Origin of the sequence: Paenibacillus sp. MSJ-34 (assembly GCF_018918005.1) — a bacterium.
GTDB lineage: Bacteria > Bacillota > Bacilli > Paenibacillales > Paenibacillaceae > MSJ-34.
Genome location: NZ_JAHLPR010000006.1, coordinates 105,552 through 122,420, shown reverse-complemented (window position 1 = coordinate 122,420; position 16,869 = coordinate 105,552). Strand labels below are relative to the sequence as shown.

Here is a 16,869-nt window from a genome sequence, read left to right as displayed (position 1 = left end):
CCGCCTTTACTGAAATATGAGGGGAAGCTTCATCGTAACCTTCGTCCCGGCGCCGGGTTCGCTCTCGATCCGCAAACCGTACTTCTCGCCGAAGTTCAACCTGATCCTTTCCTGAACGTTCGATACGCCGATATTCGCCAGCCGCTCTTCGGAATCGTATTTCGCCTGCAGCAATTTGCCTAGTTGCCGCTCGTCCATCCCCTTCCCGTTATCCTGAATCACGATTTGCAAATCGCCGCCCTCCTTCGAGCAGGCGATGACGATTTCCCCTTCGTAGTCGATCTCCTCCAAACCGTGAATGATCGCATTCTCAACGATCGGCTGCAAAATGAACTTCAACACTTTACATTGCCATAGATCTTCCTCCGCCTCGATCGTAACCTTGAATGCATTAGCGTACCTCATCTTCTGGATCACGATATAGTTTTCGACGTTGCTCATTTCCTCGCGCAGGCCGATCATTTCTTTTTGATTCACAATCGTACTCCGCAACAGTTCGGCGAGCGCGCCCAAACCTTCGCTCACGCTGTGGGCCTGGCTTAAATGAGCCGTCCATTTTAAAGAATTCAACGTATTAAACAAAAAATGGGGATTGATTTGCGCTTGCAGCATTTGCAGCTCCCTTTCCCTGATCATTCTTTGCTTTTCTTCCGATTCTCCCATCAAACCGCGGATTCGTTCGATCATCTCGTTGAATTTCCGGGTCAAATAGCCGATTTCGTCTTTGCTGTCGTCTTGCAAATGTACGTTGAAATTGCCGGCCCTAATTTGATTCATGCGGCGAATCAGCCGTTTCAGCGGGGTAGATATGCTGGATGAAATGAATAACGTCATGACGATGCATAACAGCAGGCAAATCCCGGAAACGAGCAAAATCCCCTCTTCGATCCGGGAAGTTTCTTCATTCAGATAGGCAAAAGGAATCGCCGCCACCAAATACCAATCGTAGTTGATGTCGTATGAATACACCGCCAGTACGTCGTTTCCCAGCATCGTCGTGCGGAAGGAGCGCTTGTTCTCCAATTGATTGGCGTTCAGCGCGTCGATGAAAGCTTGTTCGGCATACCGCGTGCCGATTGGGACTTGCGGATTCTCGCTCGACAGGACAAGCCCTTCGGATGTCACGATCATAAACGCGGCATCCTCGCCCAATTCCACATCCCGATAAAAGGCCTGATGAATAAAATGTTCTTCCATGGCGACAAAAACGTATCCGAGCTTTTGCGTCCAATCCGTCCGCGAAAAAATGCGTTTGCCCGACATGATCGTATGCGTCCCGCCATTCGTCAGCGCATACGTCCATAGGTCCCTGCCTTCCTCTTCCCTTAAACGCTTCATCATGCCTTCCATGGCCGATTCCTTTAAGGAATCGTATCCTAGATCGAAAAAGATCTCTCCGTCTTCGGTTAAAATTTGGAAAGCTTTAATATGGTTCAACAATTCGAATTTATCGCCGAGCAGCTGAAAGATATGCATTTGTATTTCCCAGCGTTCGCCGCTGTCAAGCGAATCGAAGTTCGCCAACTGGGCTTGGACGGTTTTGTCCATCATAATTTGGTTGCCGAGCGCTTCGATGCTTCTCATTTCGCTGCCTATGTTTTTGCGCAACTGGTCGATCAACGCCACGGAGTAAGTGCTCGTTTTGTTGCGGATCGCTTCGCTCGACTTGTGATAGGAGAAAATGCCGACGCTTAGCAGCGGAAGAATCGATAGAACGAGAAACGAAACGATCAAGCGATTTTTAATCGTGGAGTGGCGCAATAATTTCCTCTCTCCCCGTGATATCATTCGATCTTCTCCCCCGGCACGATCTGTATGTATTCCGAAATATCCCGTTATGCCCATCATACGTGCCGAAGGCCGGATATCGATATGAAAAATATTGATCTATGTATTCACTATTTTTACTTTTGGTACAATATAGCTATTATAATATAAAAATTGGAAACGAAGGAGAAGCGGATTTATGATTCGATCGATTGCAACGGTGGCGGTATATGTGGAGGATCAACAAAAGGCGAAGGAATTTTGGACGGAACGGGCGGGATTCGATGTCGTGGCGGAGTTCCCGATGGGACCGAATGCCGTCTGGTTGGAGGTCGCGCCGAAAGGAGCGCAATCCCGGCTCGTCATCTATCCGAAATCGATGATGAAGGATTGGAACCAACGAAAGGCGTCGATCGTGTTCGAATGCGACGACGTCGGCCAAGCTTATGAAACGATGAAAGCCGCCGGAGTCGAATTTGCGGACGAACCGAAGCAGATGCAGTGGGGTACGTACGCTACGTTCAAAGATTCCGACGGCAATGAATTTTTACTGAAAGGTTAACTTTTTCATGTCCGCTTGAACTTGATTTTTACGCATCGTGATGGTGTACGATCAATGATTGGCGCCATCACGCATGTTCTGCTTTTTTTGTTTCAGTGTTATGATTGCCACCAAGATGCCAAGCAGCGCGATCGCAGCGCAAATGACGAAAGCCGTGCGGATCGCTCCTGTCAGCCGTATAGGATCCATGGTTCCTAAAGTCGCGCTTGTACCTAAACCGGAGGAGATCATCGCCAGGATGACAGCCAATCCAAGTGCAGTGCCAATTTGTTGGCCGGTATTGACGATCGCGGACGCGACTCCCTGCTCTTTCATATCAATGCCGTAACCGGCCGCAATGTACATGCCCGTAAATACAAACGATTGACCAACGCCAATCATAAGCATGCCGGGGATCATTTCCCAAACTGCCCCCGCTGCGGATAACCGGGCGAATAACATAAAGCCGGCTGCGCCAAGTCCCATTCCAATTGCTACTGTACCGGCTAAGCCGAAAACCGCGATCAATTTGTTGACGAATCTTGTGGCAAGCAAAGAACTGAACGTCAGGGGCATAAAGATCAATCCCGATTGGACGACAGAATAATGCAATACCTCTTGTGTATATAAAGTCATAAAATAGTATAAAGCGCCAAACGACCCCGAACATAAAACAGCAGTTAGCGTAGCACCCGTTAAGTTGCGAATACGAAACAATCGGAAGGGAACCAATGGTTCTCGCGTACGAAGCTCAATCGCTGTAAATAACAAAAGTAAGCCAACCCCTGCCAAGCCTGGTATAAAAGTTGTTAGGGCAAACCAACCTTCAACCGGAGCCTGAATCAGATAGTACACAATGAAAAGCATTCCTGCCGTCACTGAAAAAGCTCCGGCCGCATCGTAATGGCGGCTTTTCGAAGAAAACCTGCTCTCTGAAAGAACGACAGGCGAAAGAATCATAACAAGAAGAACGATGGGTACATTCACAAAGAAAATAGCTTCCCATCCGATATAGTTCGTTAACACCCCGCCTAACAGCAATCCGAGCGACAACCCTACACCGCCCATTGCCGACCATACGGCCATTGCACGATTGCGTTCCGCCCCTTCTTCAAAATTTGACATGATGAGGGATAACGTCGCCGGAGATAGAAGAGCTCCCCCGAGACCTTGAACCACCCTCGAAAAGATAAGAAACAGTTGAGAGTGTGCCAAACCGCCAAATAGAGATCCTAAACCGAAAAGTCCCATGGCAATGATCAGCATGCGCCGTCTTCCCGCCAAATCCGATAATCTTCCCCCAATAAGCAAAAATCCGCCATAGAATAAGGAATACGCACTGACTACCCACTGAAGATGGTTGGTTGAAAAACCTAAATCTGCTCCAATGGAAGGCAAGGCAACAAACACAATCGTGTAATCAAGAGCAAGGATGAACTGGGATACTGCAAGCAGCATTAACGCAAGTCCTTTATGTTTATTCCGATTCATAACAGATAGTTCCTTCCCATTTCAGACTGTTTGGTCTAGATTAAACAAAAAAATAATCGTTATTTCCGGATTTATTGCATAGTGAGCACCCCTCCTTTCCAGACTGAATGGTCTAAAATAAGCAAAATGATAATGAAGCGGTATCGCTTCATTACGAATCAAGCGCGGAGAGGATGATGGCAACATTATCGTCCAATACTTCGGGATCCGAGGTTAACTTGGCAATTTGGGTCAGCGAATATCGGGCATGATTCAAATATCGGGCGAGAGCATACAGGTTTTTGTGTCGGCCGCTAAGTTCGCCTTGCCCTTGGGCGCGGACTAATGCTTGATAAAAAGCTTGTTCTAAGAGCGACCTATCCTGCTCGAAAAATTTTGCAATTTCCATATCGTGCGGAACTTGATCAATAGCGCTGTGCAGAATAAAGCATTCCTTGCGCCGGTGTTCATCTTTCAGTACGGCAGCCCCTTCATGAAAAATAGCGGCAATTGCCTCTTTTACCGAACCTGGCTGTTCCAGACGTGATATGACTGATGCGGTTTTTTCTTTTTCATAATGTTTGACGGCCGAGATAAAGAGATCTTTTTTGGTTCCATACGTATCGTACAGACTTTGACGCGCTATACCTAAACCATCGAGTAAATTTTGCAACGAAGTGCCCTCATAACCGTAATGCCCGAATATCTCCATCGCTTTACGCAATACAAGTGTCGTGTCGAATTCTTTATTTCTTCCCATCCCTTGCCCTCCTCCCCCAAAAATTATATTCTTTCCCGGACTGAACAGTCAAGAATTACGCAATTATTCATTTGTTACTGAAACGATATCGATTCACTCCTATCGAAACCATTCCTTGCAATTTATATTCTTATATCGTAATATTAAGATATAGCGTTATAGATAACCGAAAGGATGCTTGCCATGGACAACAATTTTAAAGCGTATGAGGAAGCGGCCGAGCTTTTGAAAGCTTTGGCGCATCCGGTGCGCCTATGCATCGTGAAAGGCTTGCTGGAGCAAGGCGGCTGCAATGTGAGCCATATGCAGGAATGTTTAGGCTTGCCGCAATCCACCGTATCCCAGCATTTGCAGAAATTGCGCAGTATGGGGATCGTGGCGGCGGAACGCAAGGGACTTGAAATCAAGTATACGGTCGCAAACGAGCAAGTCATACAATTGATCCGAATATTATTCGAGGAGGAATCGCCATGAGCAGAAAAGTTGTCATCGTCGGCGGCGTAGCCGGCGGAGCGTCCGCGGCGGCACGGCTGCGGAGACTGGATGAGGAAGCGCATATCGTCATGTTCGAACGGGACGAATATATTTCGTTCGCCAACTGCGGACTCCCATACTATATCGGTAATTCGATCCAAGACCGCAGCAAGCTGCTCGTCCAAACGCCCGAAGCGATGCATCGGCGTTTCAATATCGACGTGCGAACGAGAAGCGAAGTGATCGCCATCGATCCGGCCGCACAAACCGTCACCGTTCGCAGCGAAGAGCGGGGCGTCTATGAGGAAAGCTACGATTCGCTCATTTTGTCCCCGGGAGCGAAGCCGATTCGCCCGAATCTTCCCGGCATGGAGAGCGACAAAATCTATACGCTGCGCAACATTCCGGACACCGATAAGATCAAAGCGAAAGTGCAAGAAGAAGGAACGCGGTCCGCGGTTGTCATCGGCGGGGGCTTTATCGGCGTCGAGATGGCCGAGAATTTGCGGGAAATCGGATTGGAGGTGACGCTGGTGGAAGCCGGGCCGCAAATATTGGCTCCGTTCGACCCCGAAATGGCCGGCGCGCTGACGAAGGAATTGGCGCATCGCGGCGTGCGAATCGTACTGTCCGACGGCGTACGCAGCTTTGAAGAAACCGGCGGCGGCATCGCGGTACGGCTCGCTAGCGGCATGACGCTGCACAGCGATATGGTCTTGCTCGCCATCGGCGTCGCGCCCGATACCGGGTTCTTGCAAGGAAGCGGCATCGAGCTCGGCCCCCGCGGCCATATCGTCGTCAACGACCGGTTGCGGACGAGCGCGGAGCATGTGTACGCGGTCGGGGATGCCGTCGAAGTCGTCGATTTCGTCAACGGGGATAAGACGGCCGTTCCGCTCGCGGGTCCGGCGAATAAGCAAGGCCGGATCGCGGCCGATAACGTCTGCGGATTGAATGCCGTCTACCGCGGCTCACAAGGCACGTCCATTATTAAAGTGTTCGGACTGACGGGGGCGGCGACGGGAAATAACGAGAAAACGCTGCGGAAGCGCGGCATTCCTTACCATACCGTATTCGTTCATCCAAGTTCCCACGCCGGTTATTACCCGGGAGCGACGCCGATCACGATCAAACTCATTTTCGGCCGCGACGGCCAAGTATTGGGCGCTCAGGCGGTCGGATACGACGGGGTCGACAAGCGGATCGACGATATCGCTGCGGTCATTCATTTCCGCGGGACCGTCGCCGATCTAACCGAGTTGGAGCTTGCGTACGCGCCGCCGTATTCTTCGGCCAAAGATCCCGTGAACATGGCCGGCTATGCGGCGGAGAACGTATTGACAGGCAAGACGGACGTGTTCCTGCCGCGCGATTTGGAGGACCGGGACGCAGCTTCTGTCGTGCTCGTCGACGTCCGAACGGAAATCGAGCATCGGAACGGCCATATCGAAGGCTCGATTCTCATCCCCGTCGATGAGTTGAGAGACAGGCTGCATGAACTCGACCCGAACAAAGAAATATGGGTTTACTGCCAGGTCGGATTGCGCGGCTATACCGCTTCGCGCATATTGCAGCAAAAAGGATTTCGGGTTAGAAACTTGACCGGCGGATATAAGACGTATCTGATGGCGCAGTATCGCCCGGAGCTTGAGGCAGACGGAGCGGCCCCGGGACCCGATGCGGGCCGAACGGATTTTGCCGGTTCGCCGGCCGGAGCAAGCGCCGAAACGGCCGCGGCCGCAAGCGAGCAGGACGGGAAAACCGCGCTAGCGGAGCCGCGCGAACCGGACTTGACCCTTGACGCCTGCGGGCTAAGCTGCCCGGGGCCGCTCATGCAGGCGAAGCAAGCGATGGATCGGCTGCTGGAGGGGCAGACGCTGCATATTACAGCTTCGGATCCGGGCTTTTATGAAGATGTGCAGGCTTGGACGCAAATGACCCGGAACCGGTTGCTCCGCGTGACGAAACGGACGGACGGCGCGATCGAGGCTCTCATCGCCAAATCGGCGGAGGGCGACCGGCCCTCGGACGCCGCGCCTCAAGAAAAAGACGAGAGCCAAGACGGCAGCACAATGGTTGTCTTCAGCGGCGATTTGGACAAGGCGATCGCATCGTTTATTATCGCGAACGGCGCGGCGGCCAGCGGCAAAAAGGTCACCCTGTTCTTTACTTTCTGGGGGCTGAACATCATTCGGAAGCATCATAAAGTTCCGGTTTCCAAAACGATGATCGGCAAAATGTTCGGCGCGATGATGCCGCGCGGAAGCCGCAAACTCTCTTTGTCGAAAATGAATATGATGGGCATGGGCGCCAGAATGATCCGGGCCGTCATGCAAAATAAAAACGTCTCTTCGCTGGAAGAACTGATCGAATCCGCGATACGGCAAGGCGTTGAAATCGTCGCTTGCCAAATGTCCATGGACGTGATGGGCATCGCCGAGGAAGAATTGATCGACGGCGTCCGCGTCGGCGGCGTCGGCTATTATTTGGGCAAAGCGGATCGATCCGGAATCAATTTGTTTATATAATTTTACCGCGCCCTCGACCGAAATCGATACTTTTCTCTTTTCCGTCAAATTCAGTATAATAGGAAAAGGACATTTCAAACAGCGTCTGTACCCGCTGCCTTTGTAGGAGGAGATCATATGAGCATAAAAAAAGTATTGACGATCGCAGGTTCGGATACGAGCGGCGGCGCCGGAATACAAGCGGATTTAAAAACGTTTCAGGAACGGGACGTATACGGAATGACGGTATTGACGACCGTTGTGGCGATGGATCCCGATCAAGAGTGGAACCACCAAGTGTTCCCGATCGAACTCTCCACGATTCGTACCCAATTGAAGACGGTATTGGACGGGATCGGCATCGATGCGGCCAAAACCGGGATGCTCGGTTCGGTCGAATTGATCGAGATGATTGCGAATCAGGCGGATTCGCTCGGCGGCATGCCGTTCGTCGTCGATCCGGTCCTGGTATGCAAAGGAACGGACGAAGTGCTTCACCCGGAAACGGCGGTCGCCCTGCGCGAATTGCTCGTGCCGAAGGCGACGGTCGTAACGCCGAACTTGTTCGAAGCGTCGCAATTGGCGCAGCGTCCGCCGATTCAAACGTTGGACGATATGAAGCAAGCTGCCGAAGCGATCTTTGCCTTGGGCGCCAAGAACGTCATCATTAAAGGCGGCGCCAAGCTGAACCATGACAAAGCGGTCGATTTATTGTTCGACGGCAACGAATTCGAACTGTTCGAAGCGGAGAAAATTGCGACAACCTACGTTCACGGCGCAGGCTGCACCTATTCGGCGGCGATTGCGGCCGAACTGGCCAAAGGACATACGGTTCGCGAGGCTGCGAGCATCGCCAAAGACTTCGTCTCGGCAGCCATCCGCGGCGGGTTCCGGTTAAACCGTTTTGTCGGCCCTACTCTGCATGCGGCCCATCGCATGGCATAGCGGAAGGACGCAACTATGGATTTGGAACAGGGCTATACCGACTATCGGCCGCTGCTCTTATCCATCGCGTACAGGCTGCTCGGAACGGTGTCGGAAAGGTACGCCTACGGCTGCGAGTATGCGGAAATTGCCGATATCGTAGGGAAATCCGCGGACAACTGCCGGAAAATATTCAGCCGCGCCGGACAAAAGACGAACCGGCTTCCAAGCGAACCGGTTCCTTCCTCCGGGCACGATGCGATCGATGCTGAGCGCGGACGAAGGCGAACCCGCAGATTTAGCGCGGTTCCCGAGACGAAGGGGCTGTCCCTGCAGTCGTTGCGACTGTGGGCGCAGCCCCTTCTATGCGTTGCGGGAGCGAGGCTCCTGCATTCGCCGGTTTTCCGCCATTGGAAAATGTCCAGCAAATCATGCGGAATTGCCGATTAAAACGGGAATCCATTGGAAAACATCCGGTATATTCCTCTCTTTTCGGCCATTCGGCCGCATTTCCGAAGATTCCATTGGAACAATTCCAATGAAAAGTCGAAGGATGGAGTGTTTATCGAAAAAACGTTGGACAATATCCAATGGACATCAGGATTCGGCAGCCTGCCCCACCGGTCGATCGCCCTGCTAACGGCTAACGGTTCGAAAGGGGGCCGCCCTGCCCCTAGTCCCTACATCTCGTAAAACGGCACGAGCAACGAATGCTGGCAGGCCGTATGCAGATCGCGCCAAATCCGATTGATCGGCGCGTCCTCCATAACAGCGCCGATGCCCATATACGGGAACACCGATTGCGCGCCTTGCAAAGCCGCTCTCGCCGTTTGATGGCATTGCCGGGAAACCAGCTGCAGTTCTTCGTCGGACAGCTCGTTCCCTGCCGCATGCCTCGACCAAGACGAATTCACCGTGTCGTAAAATTCAGCCACGCTGTGCCGCAGCCGCTCCTCATGCCGTTCGACGGTTTGCCGTACAAACTCGTATCGATCCGCGCCTTGCCACGCTTCCCGCTTCTGCCGCAGTACCTCCCGGGCTTCCTCGAAGAAATGGCGTCCGATCCCCGCGGCGACCGCGGCAAAGGTAGCTTGCGCAAACTGCAGGAACGGGTAGCGGTACACCGGATGGTCATAGTAATAATGATCGCTGAAAATGCTAAATGTCATTTCTTCCGGCACGAACGCCTCCGTTACTTCGATCGTATGGCTCTCCGTCGCTTTTAAACCGAACGCGTTCCAATCCCGCACAATATGTACTTGATCCGGCCAAAACACAAACGAACGCACCTCCGCATTCCCATCCGGCCGCGCTCCCTCTTCCTCGATGATACAATTAGCCGTAAAAACGGTCGCATGCGTCGAGCCGCTGCAAAATTTCCATCGGCCGCTCGCCACATAACCGCCTTCCACCCGTTTAGCCGTTCCGCCGGCGGTTCCGCTCCCGGCAATGACCGCGTCTCGGGGAGCAAACATCCGCTCGGATACCGGCGGCTCGATGAACGGAGCGAAGAAACCGCCCCCGGCGCCGATCGTAATCAACCAGCCGAAATTGCCGTCGATCCGCGAGGCCTCTTCGTAGATGCGCAGCGCGTCCGGCAACGAGCACATTCGTCCGCCTAGCGCTTCGGGCACGAACAGCTTAAACAAGCCTTGTTCATAAACGGTATCCAGCATTAGCCGCGTGGGTACGCCGGTTCGATCCGCTTGTATCGATTGCTCCCTGACGGCTTTTACGGTTTCATCGGTAAACAAAGTCATCATGCATCACTCTCCAGTTTGTCGTACCTTTACTATGACACTATTTGGACAGAGATTTCAACATGTTCATGACGATTCGCTCGAACCATTTCCATGGGAGCAGCGTTTTGCCGAGCAAAGAAATGCGATTGCCCTTGCCTAACGTGTACCGAAGTCTCGGGGCGGGATCCTTCGCCAGCCGGACAATGAGATCCGCTACTTCCTGCGGATCGGAAGCTTCGGAGGCGGTTTTGCGGGAATAGCGCAGAACGGCTTGCAGTACGGGGCGATACGGCGAATCGGGACGGGATCGAATCTGATCGAACCCTTTCTCCCAGATCGCGGTGTTGTAAGCGCCCGGCTCGATCAGAACGACATGAACGCCGAACGGCAGCATTTCCAGGCGCAGCGCCTCGCTGAAACCTTCCACCGCGAACTTGGACGCCGCATACGGCGCATAGCCCGGAAAACCGATCCTGCCGCTGATGCTGCCGATATTGACGATCAATCCTTTGCCCCGTTCGCGCATAGAGGGAAGGACTGACTTCGTGACGGCGATTAAGCCGAACACGTTCGTTTCCATCTGGCTTCGCCAAGCGTCCATCTCAATCTCCTCGACCACGCCGCCGACGGCGAAACCGGCGTTATTGACCAACACGTCGATGGCGCCGTATTGCTCAATGACGGAGGAGACGGCCTCAAGGGCGGCCCGGCGGTCGGTTACATCCATCTCCAGGACGCGGATCGATTCGCTTACGCCATGAGCCGACGCCTGCCGCAGCAATTCATGCCGCTTGTCCGTATCTCTCATCGTCGCCATGACGAGATAGCCGCTCCGGGCAAGCGAGACGGAAGTAAGCAGGCCGAAGCCGCTCGAGCTTCCGGTCACGAACGCGACCGGTCTCGCCGCATGATCGTCCCGATGTTTACTCATAACATCTTTCCTTTCCGTTTACAATTTATATTTCCGAATAATCGGTACGCCGATCCGCTCCAATACCGCAGCCAGCCCCCTCCAGCACCAGCGCCGCCGCAGGGGCAGGTGCCGCTCGTACACCGCGCTGTACTCGATATGGGCGACCGCGCCGCGGTTGCGTTTGAATTGGGCGGCCCCGGAGCTTTCGTGCAGCAGGCAGCCGTTCCGCCCTGCGATATCGATCAAGACGGCCGAGAGCATGCGATACAGGCCGGTTTCCTGCGGCAAATCGGTATCGTACCCGAACAACGGCGTCGTCATCTTCCCGTGGCGGACGTAATATCCGAGCACGGCATCGATTTTGCCGTTTTTGCGCAGCGCGCAAAGCCGCAAAATACCGTCCCGCCGCGCCAGTTCGATGAAGCGTTCCTGAAATTGCGGATTATGAAACGAATATTTATGCAAATATAGCGCATTGTACAGTTCCGTTATGCGCGGGACATCGGATGCCTGCAAACGGTCCGCCTCGACAATTTCGTAGCCTTGTTTTTCCAAAAGCGAATAATCCCGTTTCAGCAGCCAACGCGCCTTCGCGTTGCCATGTCCTTGCCCGTTCGGGGGCAATATATAAATTTGGCGGCTCGGCACCATCGTACAGCCGAGCGTCCGCATCGTTTGGAGCAGCGGACCGTCCGTCGCCCCGTTCAGCGAACGGAAAACGATCGCATAGTTCGGGAATTTCCCGACAAGATAAGAGACAATCGCTTCGTACAGGCCGTCGTCCATATCCGGGTATAAGTTCGTAGAGAGCAGCCAGTTGTTTACATGTACCGTCCGATTCATTTTCCCGGCTTTCAGCAGCCATCCGATTCCGCTTGCCACAGGCTCCAGAGCCTTCCGGACGAGCCGGCTTCGCAGCATGGCGAGCTCTTCTTTGGCATAGCTGACATAGTGAGTATATGGGGAACAGACGTAAGAATTGCTATATTCCTCCTCGTTGACCGTAACCGGCAGCACATGTCCGCGGACAACGAGCGCGTACAGGCGCGTTCGGACATTCGCAATGTAATGTTGCGGCGTTTCCTTCATCAGCGGCAGCAAAAAACGCCGGGCATAACGGCCGTCATCCGTATCGGGCCACGGCAGGCGATCGATCGTATCGCGGTCGTATAAAACGATGCTAACGTTCAACGGCGCATCTCCTCTCCACTCTGCGCAGCTTCCGCACGCCGGGAATAAACCGGTACGCCGAGAACGCGATATCCGGCACCCGGCAATCCAACTTGCGGCATAGTTCGGCGATTCGATCCGCGACCTGCCCTTGAACCTGCGCCCGGGACCGATCTGCGGTCCGCAGCGAAATTTCGATCTTGTCCGGCGAATGCTGGACGATTTGATATTCTTCAATTTCCGCCGAGGAACCGATCACCGCTCTGGTAAGGAAATCGGGAAATACCGGAATCAACCGAGCGAACCCGCCGCGAACCGGGGGAAAATAAAACAGGTCGTCGCATCTCCCCTCGATCGATTCGATCGCCGTCATCACCGAACCGCACGGGCACGGCTCGAGCCGCTCCGTCAGCAAATCGTTCAAGCGGTATCGCACGATCGGCTGCGTCGTCCTGGAAAAATCGGTGACGATCGGAACGAATTTGCGCAACTTCTCGTCCGCATATTCCTTTTGGATACAGACGACATCCTCGTTGAGATGAAGCGTGCCGTGAGCGCATGTTGCCGCCAGAAACCCTTCCGTACATTGATATACTTGATGAGCCGCCTGCCCGAAGGCGTCTTCGATATAACGCCGGTCGATCGGGTCGAGCACTTCGGCGACCGATATCATTTTACGCGGCGTTACGGCAAGCCGGGAATCGCGAACCGCGCCCGCCAACATGCGCAATACGGATGGCGGAGCGATCAACAGCGTCGGATCGTACTGCTGCAATCTGGCCAGATGCTCTTCGAACGGATCGAGCAAATCGAAGAAGGCGAACTCCAGTCTGCTGCTGCGCACGGTACTGTATAAATTGTTGTTTGCCCGAAGGAAGAAGGCGATTCGCTCGCGCCGCAGGAGCCCTCGCGGCAGCGTCTTGGCTAGCACGGTGCCTGCCCAGGCGAGCCGTTCGCGGCCGCTGATCAGGAAAATGCCCCGGTTGCCTGACGTTCCGGAGGAAAGACCTACGCTGACGTCGCCGATCGCCGGCGTGAAATCCCGCGTCTCCTCCGCTTTCCGCGCGATGTCAAACGCTTCGTCTTTGCCGATCCCCGCCGTATTCAACCGATCGAAATGCTCCATCATGAGCTCTTTGTCGATCGCAGGAAAATCCCTCCACTCCGAAAGGGGGCGGTTCCCCCACAGCTCGGCGTAAAAAGGCGACGCGCGGCGCACCCATTCCAAATGACGGAGAACGCGCGATTCCTGCCATGCTTCGAACGCTTCTCTGCCGCTCCAACGATGGCCGTATTTGGTTCGCATATAATGTTGTATAACGGTCCATTTGCCTTTCATGACATCCACCATTCCGCGAACGCCTCCAATCCCGCCTCGATACCGATCCGCGGACGGTAACCAAGCAGCGTTCTCGCCGCGGTAATATCGAGCGTTTGGCTGCGTCCGAGCAAGCCGACCGAGTAGCGGGTCAATTGCGGCTCGCTCCCCCCCGGCCGAAGCTTCGCCGCCGCTTCCATCGCCGCGGCAAGCAAATAGGCGGCCCGATAGGGCATCGGCCTTAGCCGCAGCGGCTCGTCAAGCATAGCGAACAGCCGCTCTACCACGTCGATAAAGCGGACCGGCTCGCCGTTCGTAATGTTAAACGTTCTGCCGAGCGCTTGCCGCGGCGCTTCGGAGCATCGAACGAGCGCCTCCACCACATTGTCGACATAGGTCAAGTCCATCTCGATGTTCCCGCCGCCGAACAGCGGCACGCCAAAGGAGCGATTCGCCCGGATGAACCGCGGCAGAATCGTGCGGTCGCCGGGACCGAATATAGCGCGGGGCCGTAGGATGATCGCGGGCAAACCCGCATCGTGCGCGCGATCCACCGCCAGTTCCGCAAGCCGTTTCGTATGAGCATAGGCATTGGCGAACACCGCGGGCAGCGGCGAGGATTCGGTCACCATGAACCGATGCGTGCCGTCATAATAGACGCTCGGCGTCGAGACATAGACCAACCGGCCGACTCCATGCCGCCGACAGCCTGCGATCACATGCTCCGTTCCCCGGACATTGCAATCGTAAAACTCGCGGTAGGGCCCCCACAGCGACGACAGCGCGCCGCAATGAAAGACGGCGTCTTGGCCGGCGCAGGCGGCGGCGATCCGTTCATCGTCCCGCAAATCCGCGCGCACAAAGCGGATCCCTTCCCGTTCCAGCGACGCGCCCGCTTCTTCGTTGCGTCCCGAAGCGCTCACGTCCCAACCCGCTTGGACAAGCCGCTTTGCCAAGCGGCTTCCCAGAAACCCGGTTCCACCGGTTACGAATGCTTTCATCGCTCACCATTCCATTCAATATCGTAAGTCGCCGCTTCGAGCAAAGACAGGCGGCGCCGTTTGCCGACGCTCCGCAGCGTCCTTAATACGTTGACCTGCTCCCAGAAAGGCAGCGGATCCGACCACCGAAAGACGACATCCTTCCCGCGGACGAACGACTTGATCCACTTCCCCCAGGCTTTGCGGGAAACGCCGCCCCGCAAGCCGAACGCAAGCATAGCGATCCCGACCATCGAACCTTCCGCCGTACGCGGGACAAGCGGCGGCCCCTCATGCGTCTCGGGCGCTAGCAGCACCCTGTCCAATCCGGGCGTCCCGCGAAACAAATGAATCCCGCTCGTCGCGCGGGGATTGCACTCGAGCGGCAGCAATGCGCCGGCGGGCGTTTCGATCAAATCGAAAGCGATTTGCCCGGTAAAGCCTTGAGCGCGGACGAAACGTTCGACCCATTGCATCGCGGCCGGATGGGACAGCGGTTCGAAATAGATGCATGCGCCCTTCCCCATCGTATATTGCGCCGCATAGGCCGCATGCGCCAGCAGCGTCCCGCGGTACGCGACGCTGTACGTACATATCGCCCGGCCTTCCACGTACTGTTGGGCGACCCAAGGCCGTTCGGGCGTCGCCGACCGCCCCGCTTCGTCCCATTCGGGCGCCTGCCGGCCCGGGGCGGCGGTTTCGCCGGGGAGCCGGATCAGCACGTTGGCCGCGGCCCGCGAATAGACCGGCTTCATGACGAGCCCGTCGCGGACGGGATATCGCTTGACCGCATCCGCCCATTGCTCCGGCGAAGCGATCAGCGAAGTTCGCGGCACGGCGAACCCGGATCGGGCGGCCGCTTCGATGAAAGTCCATTTATTGTGGAGACGCAGCAATTTGTCGAACGAATCGGCCACGACCGTGCAATGCTTCGATAACCGTTCCAATCCGGCGGCGATGTAGAAAATCTCCTCACAGGTCGGAATCAGGATATCGATTCGATGCTCCCGGACCATGTCCTCCAATGCCGCGACATACGCTTCCGGATCGTCCGCCGGCTTCGGCAGCGCAAACCGTTCCGCAACGTGGCGGGACAACCGGCATAAATGATAAGGCTGGCTCTCCGCCGCGGATACCCGGTGACCCGCTTCCGCCAGCATTCTCGCCAGCTCAAGCGTCGCCGGCGCCCTCCCGCCGGTTAGCAACACGCTCAGCTTCGCCATACCGCTCTTAATAGTCAAGGATCATTCCTCCGATCGACAGCCCTGCCGACGTTCCAAGCAGCAATACCCGATCGCCGCGGTTGATGCGGCCGCGCCTTATCGCTTCATGAATTCCCATCGGAATCGAGGCGGCGATCGTATTGCCGTGATCGGCCGTAATATCCATCAACTGATCGTCATGAATCCCAAGCTTCCGGCACATTAGCCGCATCGCCATGGCGCTGCCTTGATGCGGAATGACCGCGCGGAAGTCGCCCATCCGGACGCCGGCTTCGCCGAGCAGCCGATCCACGAAGCCGGGCAGCAGCTTCGACGCAAACTTGAACATCGCCGGGCCGTTCATATCGAATAAATAATCCGCTGCGCCGGCTTGCTCGTAACGGCTCGCGTGCAAGCTGCTGCCGCCGCCGCGGATTTCCGAGAACGCCGCGCCTTGCCCGAACGTTTGCATGGAAGAATGCACGATACCGGACGAGTCTCCTTCCCCGGAGCGCTCGACAATAACCGCGGCCGCCCCGTCGCCGAACAGCGCCGCACTCTCCTTCTGCTTCCAATTCAGTCCGGCGGAGGCGATCTCGGTGGCGACAAACAATACGCGCCGGTAACGCCCCGCTTGCACCAAATAGGACATCACATCGAGTCCCACCACAAAGCTGAGGCAAGTGGAGTTGATATCGAAACACGGCACGCCGGATTGCTCCTGTCCCATCGCTTTCTGTATAAGCGCCGCCGTGCATGGGATCGGCTGCTGCATCGTTCCGCTCGTGCACACCAGGCAATCGATATCGCCAAAGGCAAGGCCGGCATTCTCCAGCGCCGCATATGCCGCTTGAGCCCCCATTTCGGACGCCGTTTCACGTTCGGCGAAATGGCGGACGCATACATTCGCTTTGCTGCGCACCCATCCCTTCGCGACGCCGAGCAAACGGTCCATTTCTTCGTCCGTCACCGTTCGTTTCGGCAAATATTTTCCCGTTCCGACAATTTTCACCTTGCGCAATTGCATGACATGATCCTCCTTGGTCGTTCAAGTTATGACTTAGTTACAATTGTAGTCGGATGTTCGGGAACCGTATAGTA

The 16,869-nt window shown here is 55.2% G+C and carries 15 protein-coding genes; 5 read left to right on the top strand and 10 right to left on the bottom strand.

What is annotated here, in order from left to right; genetic code table 11:
* Positions 1 to 6: 6 nt before the first annotated feature.
* On the bottom strand, positions 7 to 1,788 hold the full coding sequence (locus tag KQI79_RS04660; RefSeq protein ID WP_216537059.1) for a cache domain-containing sensor histidine kinase: 1,782 nt from the start codon (positions 1,786 to 1,788) through the stop codon (positions 7 to 9).
* A 178-nt stretch (positions 1,789 to 1,966) separates the two neighbouring features.
* On the opposite strand from KQI79_RS04660, the gene KQI79_RS04655 reads away from it, so the two are divergent.
* Positions 1,967 to 2,329, top strand: coding sequence for a VOC family protein (locus tag KQI79_RS04655; RefSeq protein WP_216537058.1), 363 nt, complete (start codon positions 1,967 to 1,969; stop codon positions 2,327 to 2,329).
* Between the two features lie 51 nt (positions 2,330 to 2,380).
* On the opposite strand, the gene KQI79_RS04650 is transcribed toward KQI79_RS04655, so the two are convergent.
* On the bottom strand, positions 2,381 to 3,799 hold the full coding sequence (locus tag KQI79_RS04650; protein WP_216537057.1) for an MFS transporter: 1,419 nt from the start codon (positions 3,797 to 3,799) through the stop codon (positions 2,381 to 2,383).
* A gap of 151 nt (positions 3,800 to 3,950) precedes the next feature.
* On the bottom strand, positions 3,951 to 4,538 hold the full coding sequence (locus tag KQI79_RS04645) for a TetR/AcrR family transcriptional regulator (protein ID WP_216537056.1): 588 nt from the start codon (positions 4,536 to 4,538) through the stop codon (positions 3,951 to 3,953).
* A 183-nt stretch (positions 4,539 to 4,721) separates the two neighbouring features.
* Between KQI79_RS04645 and KQI79_RS04640 the strand changes: the two genes are divergently transcribed.
* From KQI79_RS04640 to KQI79_RS04625, 4 genes are all read left to right on the top strand, one after another.
* Positions 4,722 to 5,012: an ArsR/SmtB family transcription factor gene (locus KQI79_RS04640; RefSeq protein ID WP_216537055.1), complete on the top strand. Its 291-nt coding sequence runs from the start codon at positions 4,722 to 4,724 to the stop codon at positions 5,010 to 5,012.
* A complete protein-coding gene (locus KQI79_RS04635; RefSeq protein ID WP_216537054.1) occupies positions 5,009 to 7,540 on the top strand; it encodes an FAD-dependent oxidoreductase in 2,532 nt (843 codons plus the stop codon). The genes KQI79_RS04640 and KQI79_RS04635 overlap by 4 nt, the downstream gene beginning before the upstream one ends.
* A gap of 117 nt (positions 7,541 to 7,657) precedes the next feature.
* Entirely contained in the window at positions 7,658 to 8,464 is an 807-nt protein-coding gene (pdxK, locus tag KQI79_RS04630) for a pyridoxine/pyridoxal/pyridoxamine kinase (protein WP_216537053.1), read from the top strand.
* Between the two features lie 15 nt (positions 8,465 to 8,479).
* Positions 8,480 to 8,893 (top strand): sigma-70 family RNA polymerase sigma factor family protein, encoded by a 414-nt coding sequence (locus KQI79_RS04625; protein ID WP_216537052.1) that lies wholly within the window; start codon positions 8,480 to 8,482, stop codon positions 8,891 to 8,893.
* A gap of 230 nt (positions 8,894 to 9,123) precedes the next feature.
* On the opposite strand, the gene KQI79_RS04620 is transcribed toward KQI79_RS04625, so the two are convergent.
* The 7 genes from KQI79_RS04620 to KQI79_RS04590 are packed head-to-tail and all read right to left on the bottom strand — an operon-like array spanning position 9,124 to position 16,795.
* Positions 9,124 to 10,206 carry an acyl-CoA dehydrogenase family protein gene (locus tag KQI79_RS04620; RefSeq protein WP_356711075.1) on the bottom strand — a complete coding sequence of 361 codons (1,083 nt, stop codon included), beginning with the start codon at positions 10,204 to 10,206 and terminating at the stop codon, positions 9,124 to 9,126.
* Positions 10,207 to 10,243: 37 nt separating this feature from the next.
* Positions 10,244 to 11,116: an SDR family oxidoreductase gene (locus tag KQI79_RS04615; RefSeq protein WP_216537051.1), complete on the bottom strand. Its 873-nt coding sequence runs from the start codon at positions 11,114 to 11,116 to the stop codon at positions 10,244 to 10,246.
* A gap of 18 nt (positions 11,117 to 11,134) precedes the next feature.
* Positions 11,135 to 12,289, bottom strand: a complete 1,155-nt coding sequence (locus KQI79_RS04610; protein ID WP_216537050.1) for a GNAT family N-acetyltransferase — start codon at positions 12,287 to 12,289, stop codon at positions 11,135 to 11,137.
* Positions 12,279 to 13,619 carry a F390 synthetase-related protein gene (locus KQI79_RS04605; protein ID WP_253297948.1) on the bottom strand — a complete coding sequence of 447 codons (1,341 nt, stop codon included), beginning with the start codon at positions 13,617 to 13,619 and terminating at the stop codon, positions 12,279 to 12,281. Before KQI79_RS04605 ends, KQI79_RS04610 begins: the two co-directional genes overlap by 11 nt.
* Positions 13,604 to 14,587, bottom strand: a complete 984-nt coding sequence (locus KQI79_RS04600; RefSeq protein ID WP_216537049.1) for an NAD-dependent epimerase/dehydratase family protein — start codon at positions 14,585 to 14,587, stop codon at positions 13,604 to 13,606. The genes KQI79_RS04605 and KQI79_RS04600 overlap by 16 nt, the downstream gene beginning before the upstream one ends.
* A complete protein-coding gene (locus tag KQI79_RS04595; protein WP_216537048.1) occupies positions 14,584 to 15,807 on the bottom strand; it encodes an ATP-grasp domain-containing protein in 1,224 nt (407 codons plus the stop codon). Before KQI79_RS04595 ends, KQI79_RS04600 begins: the two co-directional genes overlap by 4 nt.
* A complete protein-coding gene (locus KQI79_RS04590) occupies positions 15,797 to 16,795 on the bottom strand; it encodes a beta-ketoacyl-ACP synthase III (RefSeq protein ID WP_216537047.1) in 999 nt (332 codons plus the stop codon). Before KQI79_RS04590 ends, KQI79_RS04595 begins: the two co-directional genes overlap by 11 nt.
* Positions 16,796 to 16,869: the final 74 nt, after the last annotated feature.

Coding starts and splice junctions, on each gene's coding strand:
- KQI79_RS04660 (WP_216537059.1), bottom strand. CDS start 1,788: ATGATATCACGGGGAGAGAGGAAATTATTGCGCCACTCCACGATTAAA.
- KQI79_RS04655 (WP_216537058.1), top strand. CDS start 1,967: ATGATTCGATCGATTGCAACGGTGGCGGTATATGTGGAGGATCAACAA.
- KQI79_RS04650 (WP_216537057.1), bottom strand. CDS start 3,799: ATGAATCGGAATAAACATAAAGGACTTGCGTTAATGCTGCTTGCAGTA.
- KQI79_RS04645 (WP_216537056.1), bottom strand. CDS start 4,538: ATGGGAAGAAATAAAGAATTCGACACGACACTTGTATTGCGTAAAGCG.
- KQI79_RS04640 (WP_216537055.1), top strand. CDS start 4,722: ATGGACAACAATTTTAAAGCGTATGAGGAAGCGGCCGAGCTTTTGAAA.
- KQI79_RS04635 (WP_216537054.1), top strand. CDS start 5,009: ATGAGCAGAAAAGTTGTCATCGTCGGCGGCGTAGCCGGCGGAGCGTCC.
- pdxK (WP_216537053.1), top strand. CDS start 7,658: ATGAGCATAAAAAAAGTATTGACGATCGCAGGTTCGGATACGAGCGGC.
- KQI79_RS04625 (WP_216537052.1), top strand. CDS start 8,480: ATGGATTTGGAACAGGGCTATACCGACTATCGGCCGCTGCTCTTATCC.
- KQI79_RS04620 (WP_356711075.1), bottom strand. CDS start 10,206: ATGATGACTTTGTTTACCGATGAAACCGTAAAAGCCGTCAGGGAGCAA.
- KQI79_RS04615 (WP_216537051.1), bottom strand. CDS start 11,116: ATGAGTAAACATCGGGACGATCATGCGGCGAGACCGGTCGCGTTCGTG.
- KQI79_RS04605 (WP_253297948.1), bottom strand. CDS start 13,619: ATGGTGGATGTCATGAAAGGCAAATGGACCGTTATACAACATTATATG.
- KQI79_RS04600 (WP_216537049.1), bottom strand. CDS start 14,587: ATGAAAGCATTCGTAACCGGTGGAACCGGGTTTCTGGGAAGCCGCTTG.
- KQI79_RS04590 (WP_216537047.1), bottom strand. CDS start 16,795: ATGCAATTGCGCAAGGTGAAAATTGTCGGAACGGGAAAATATTTGCCG.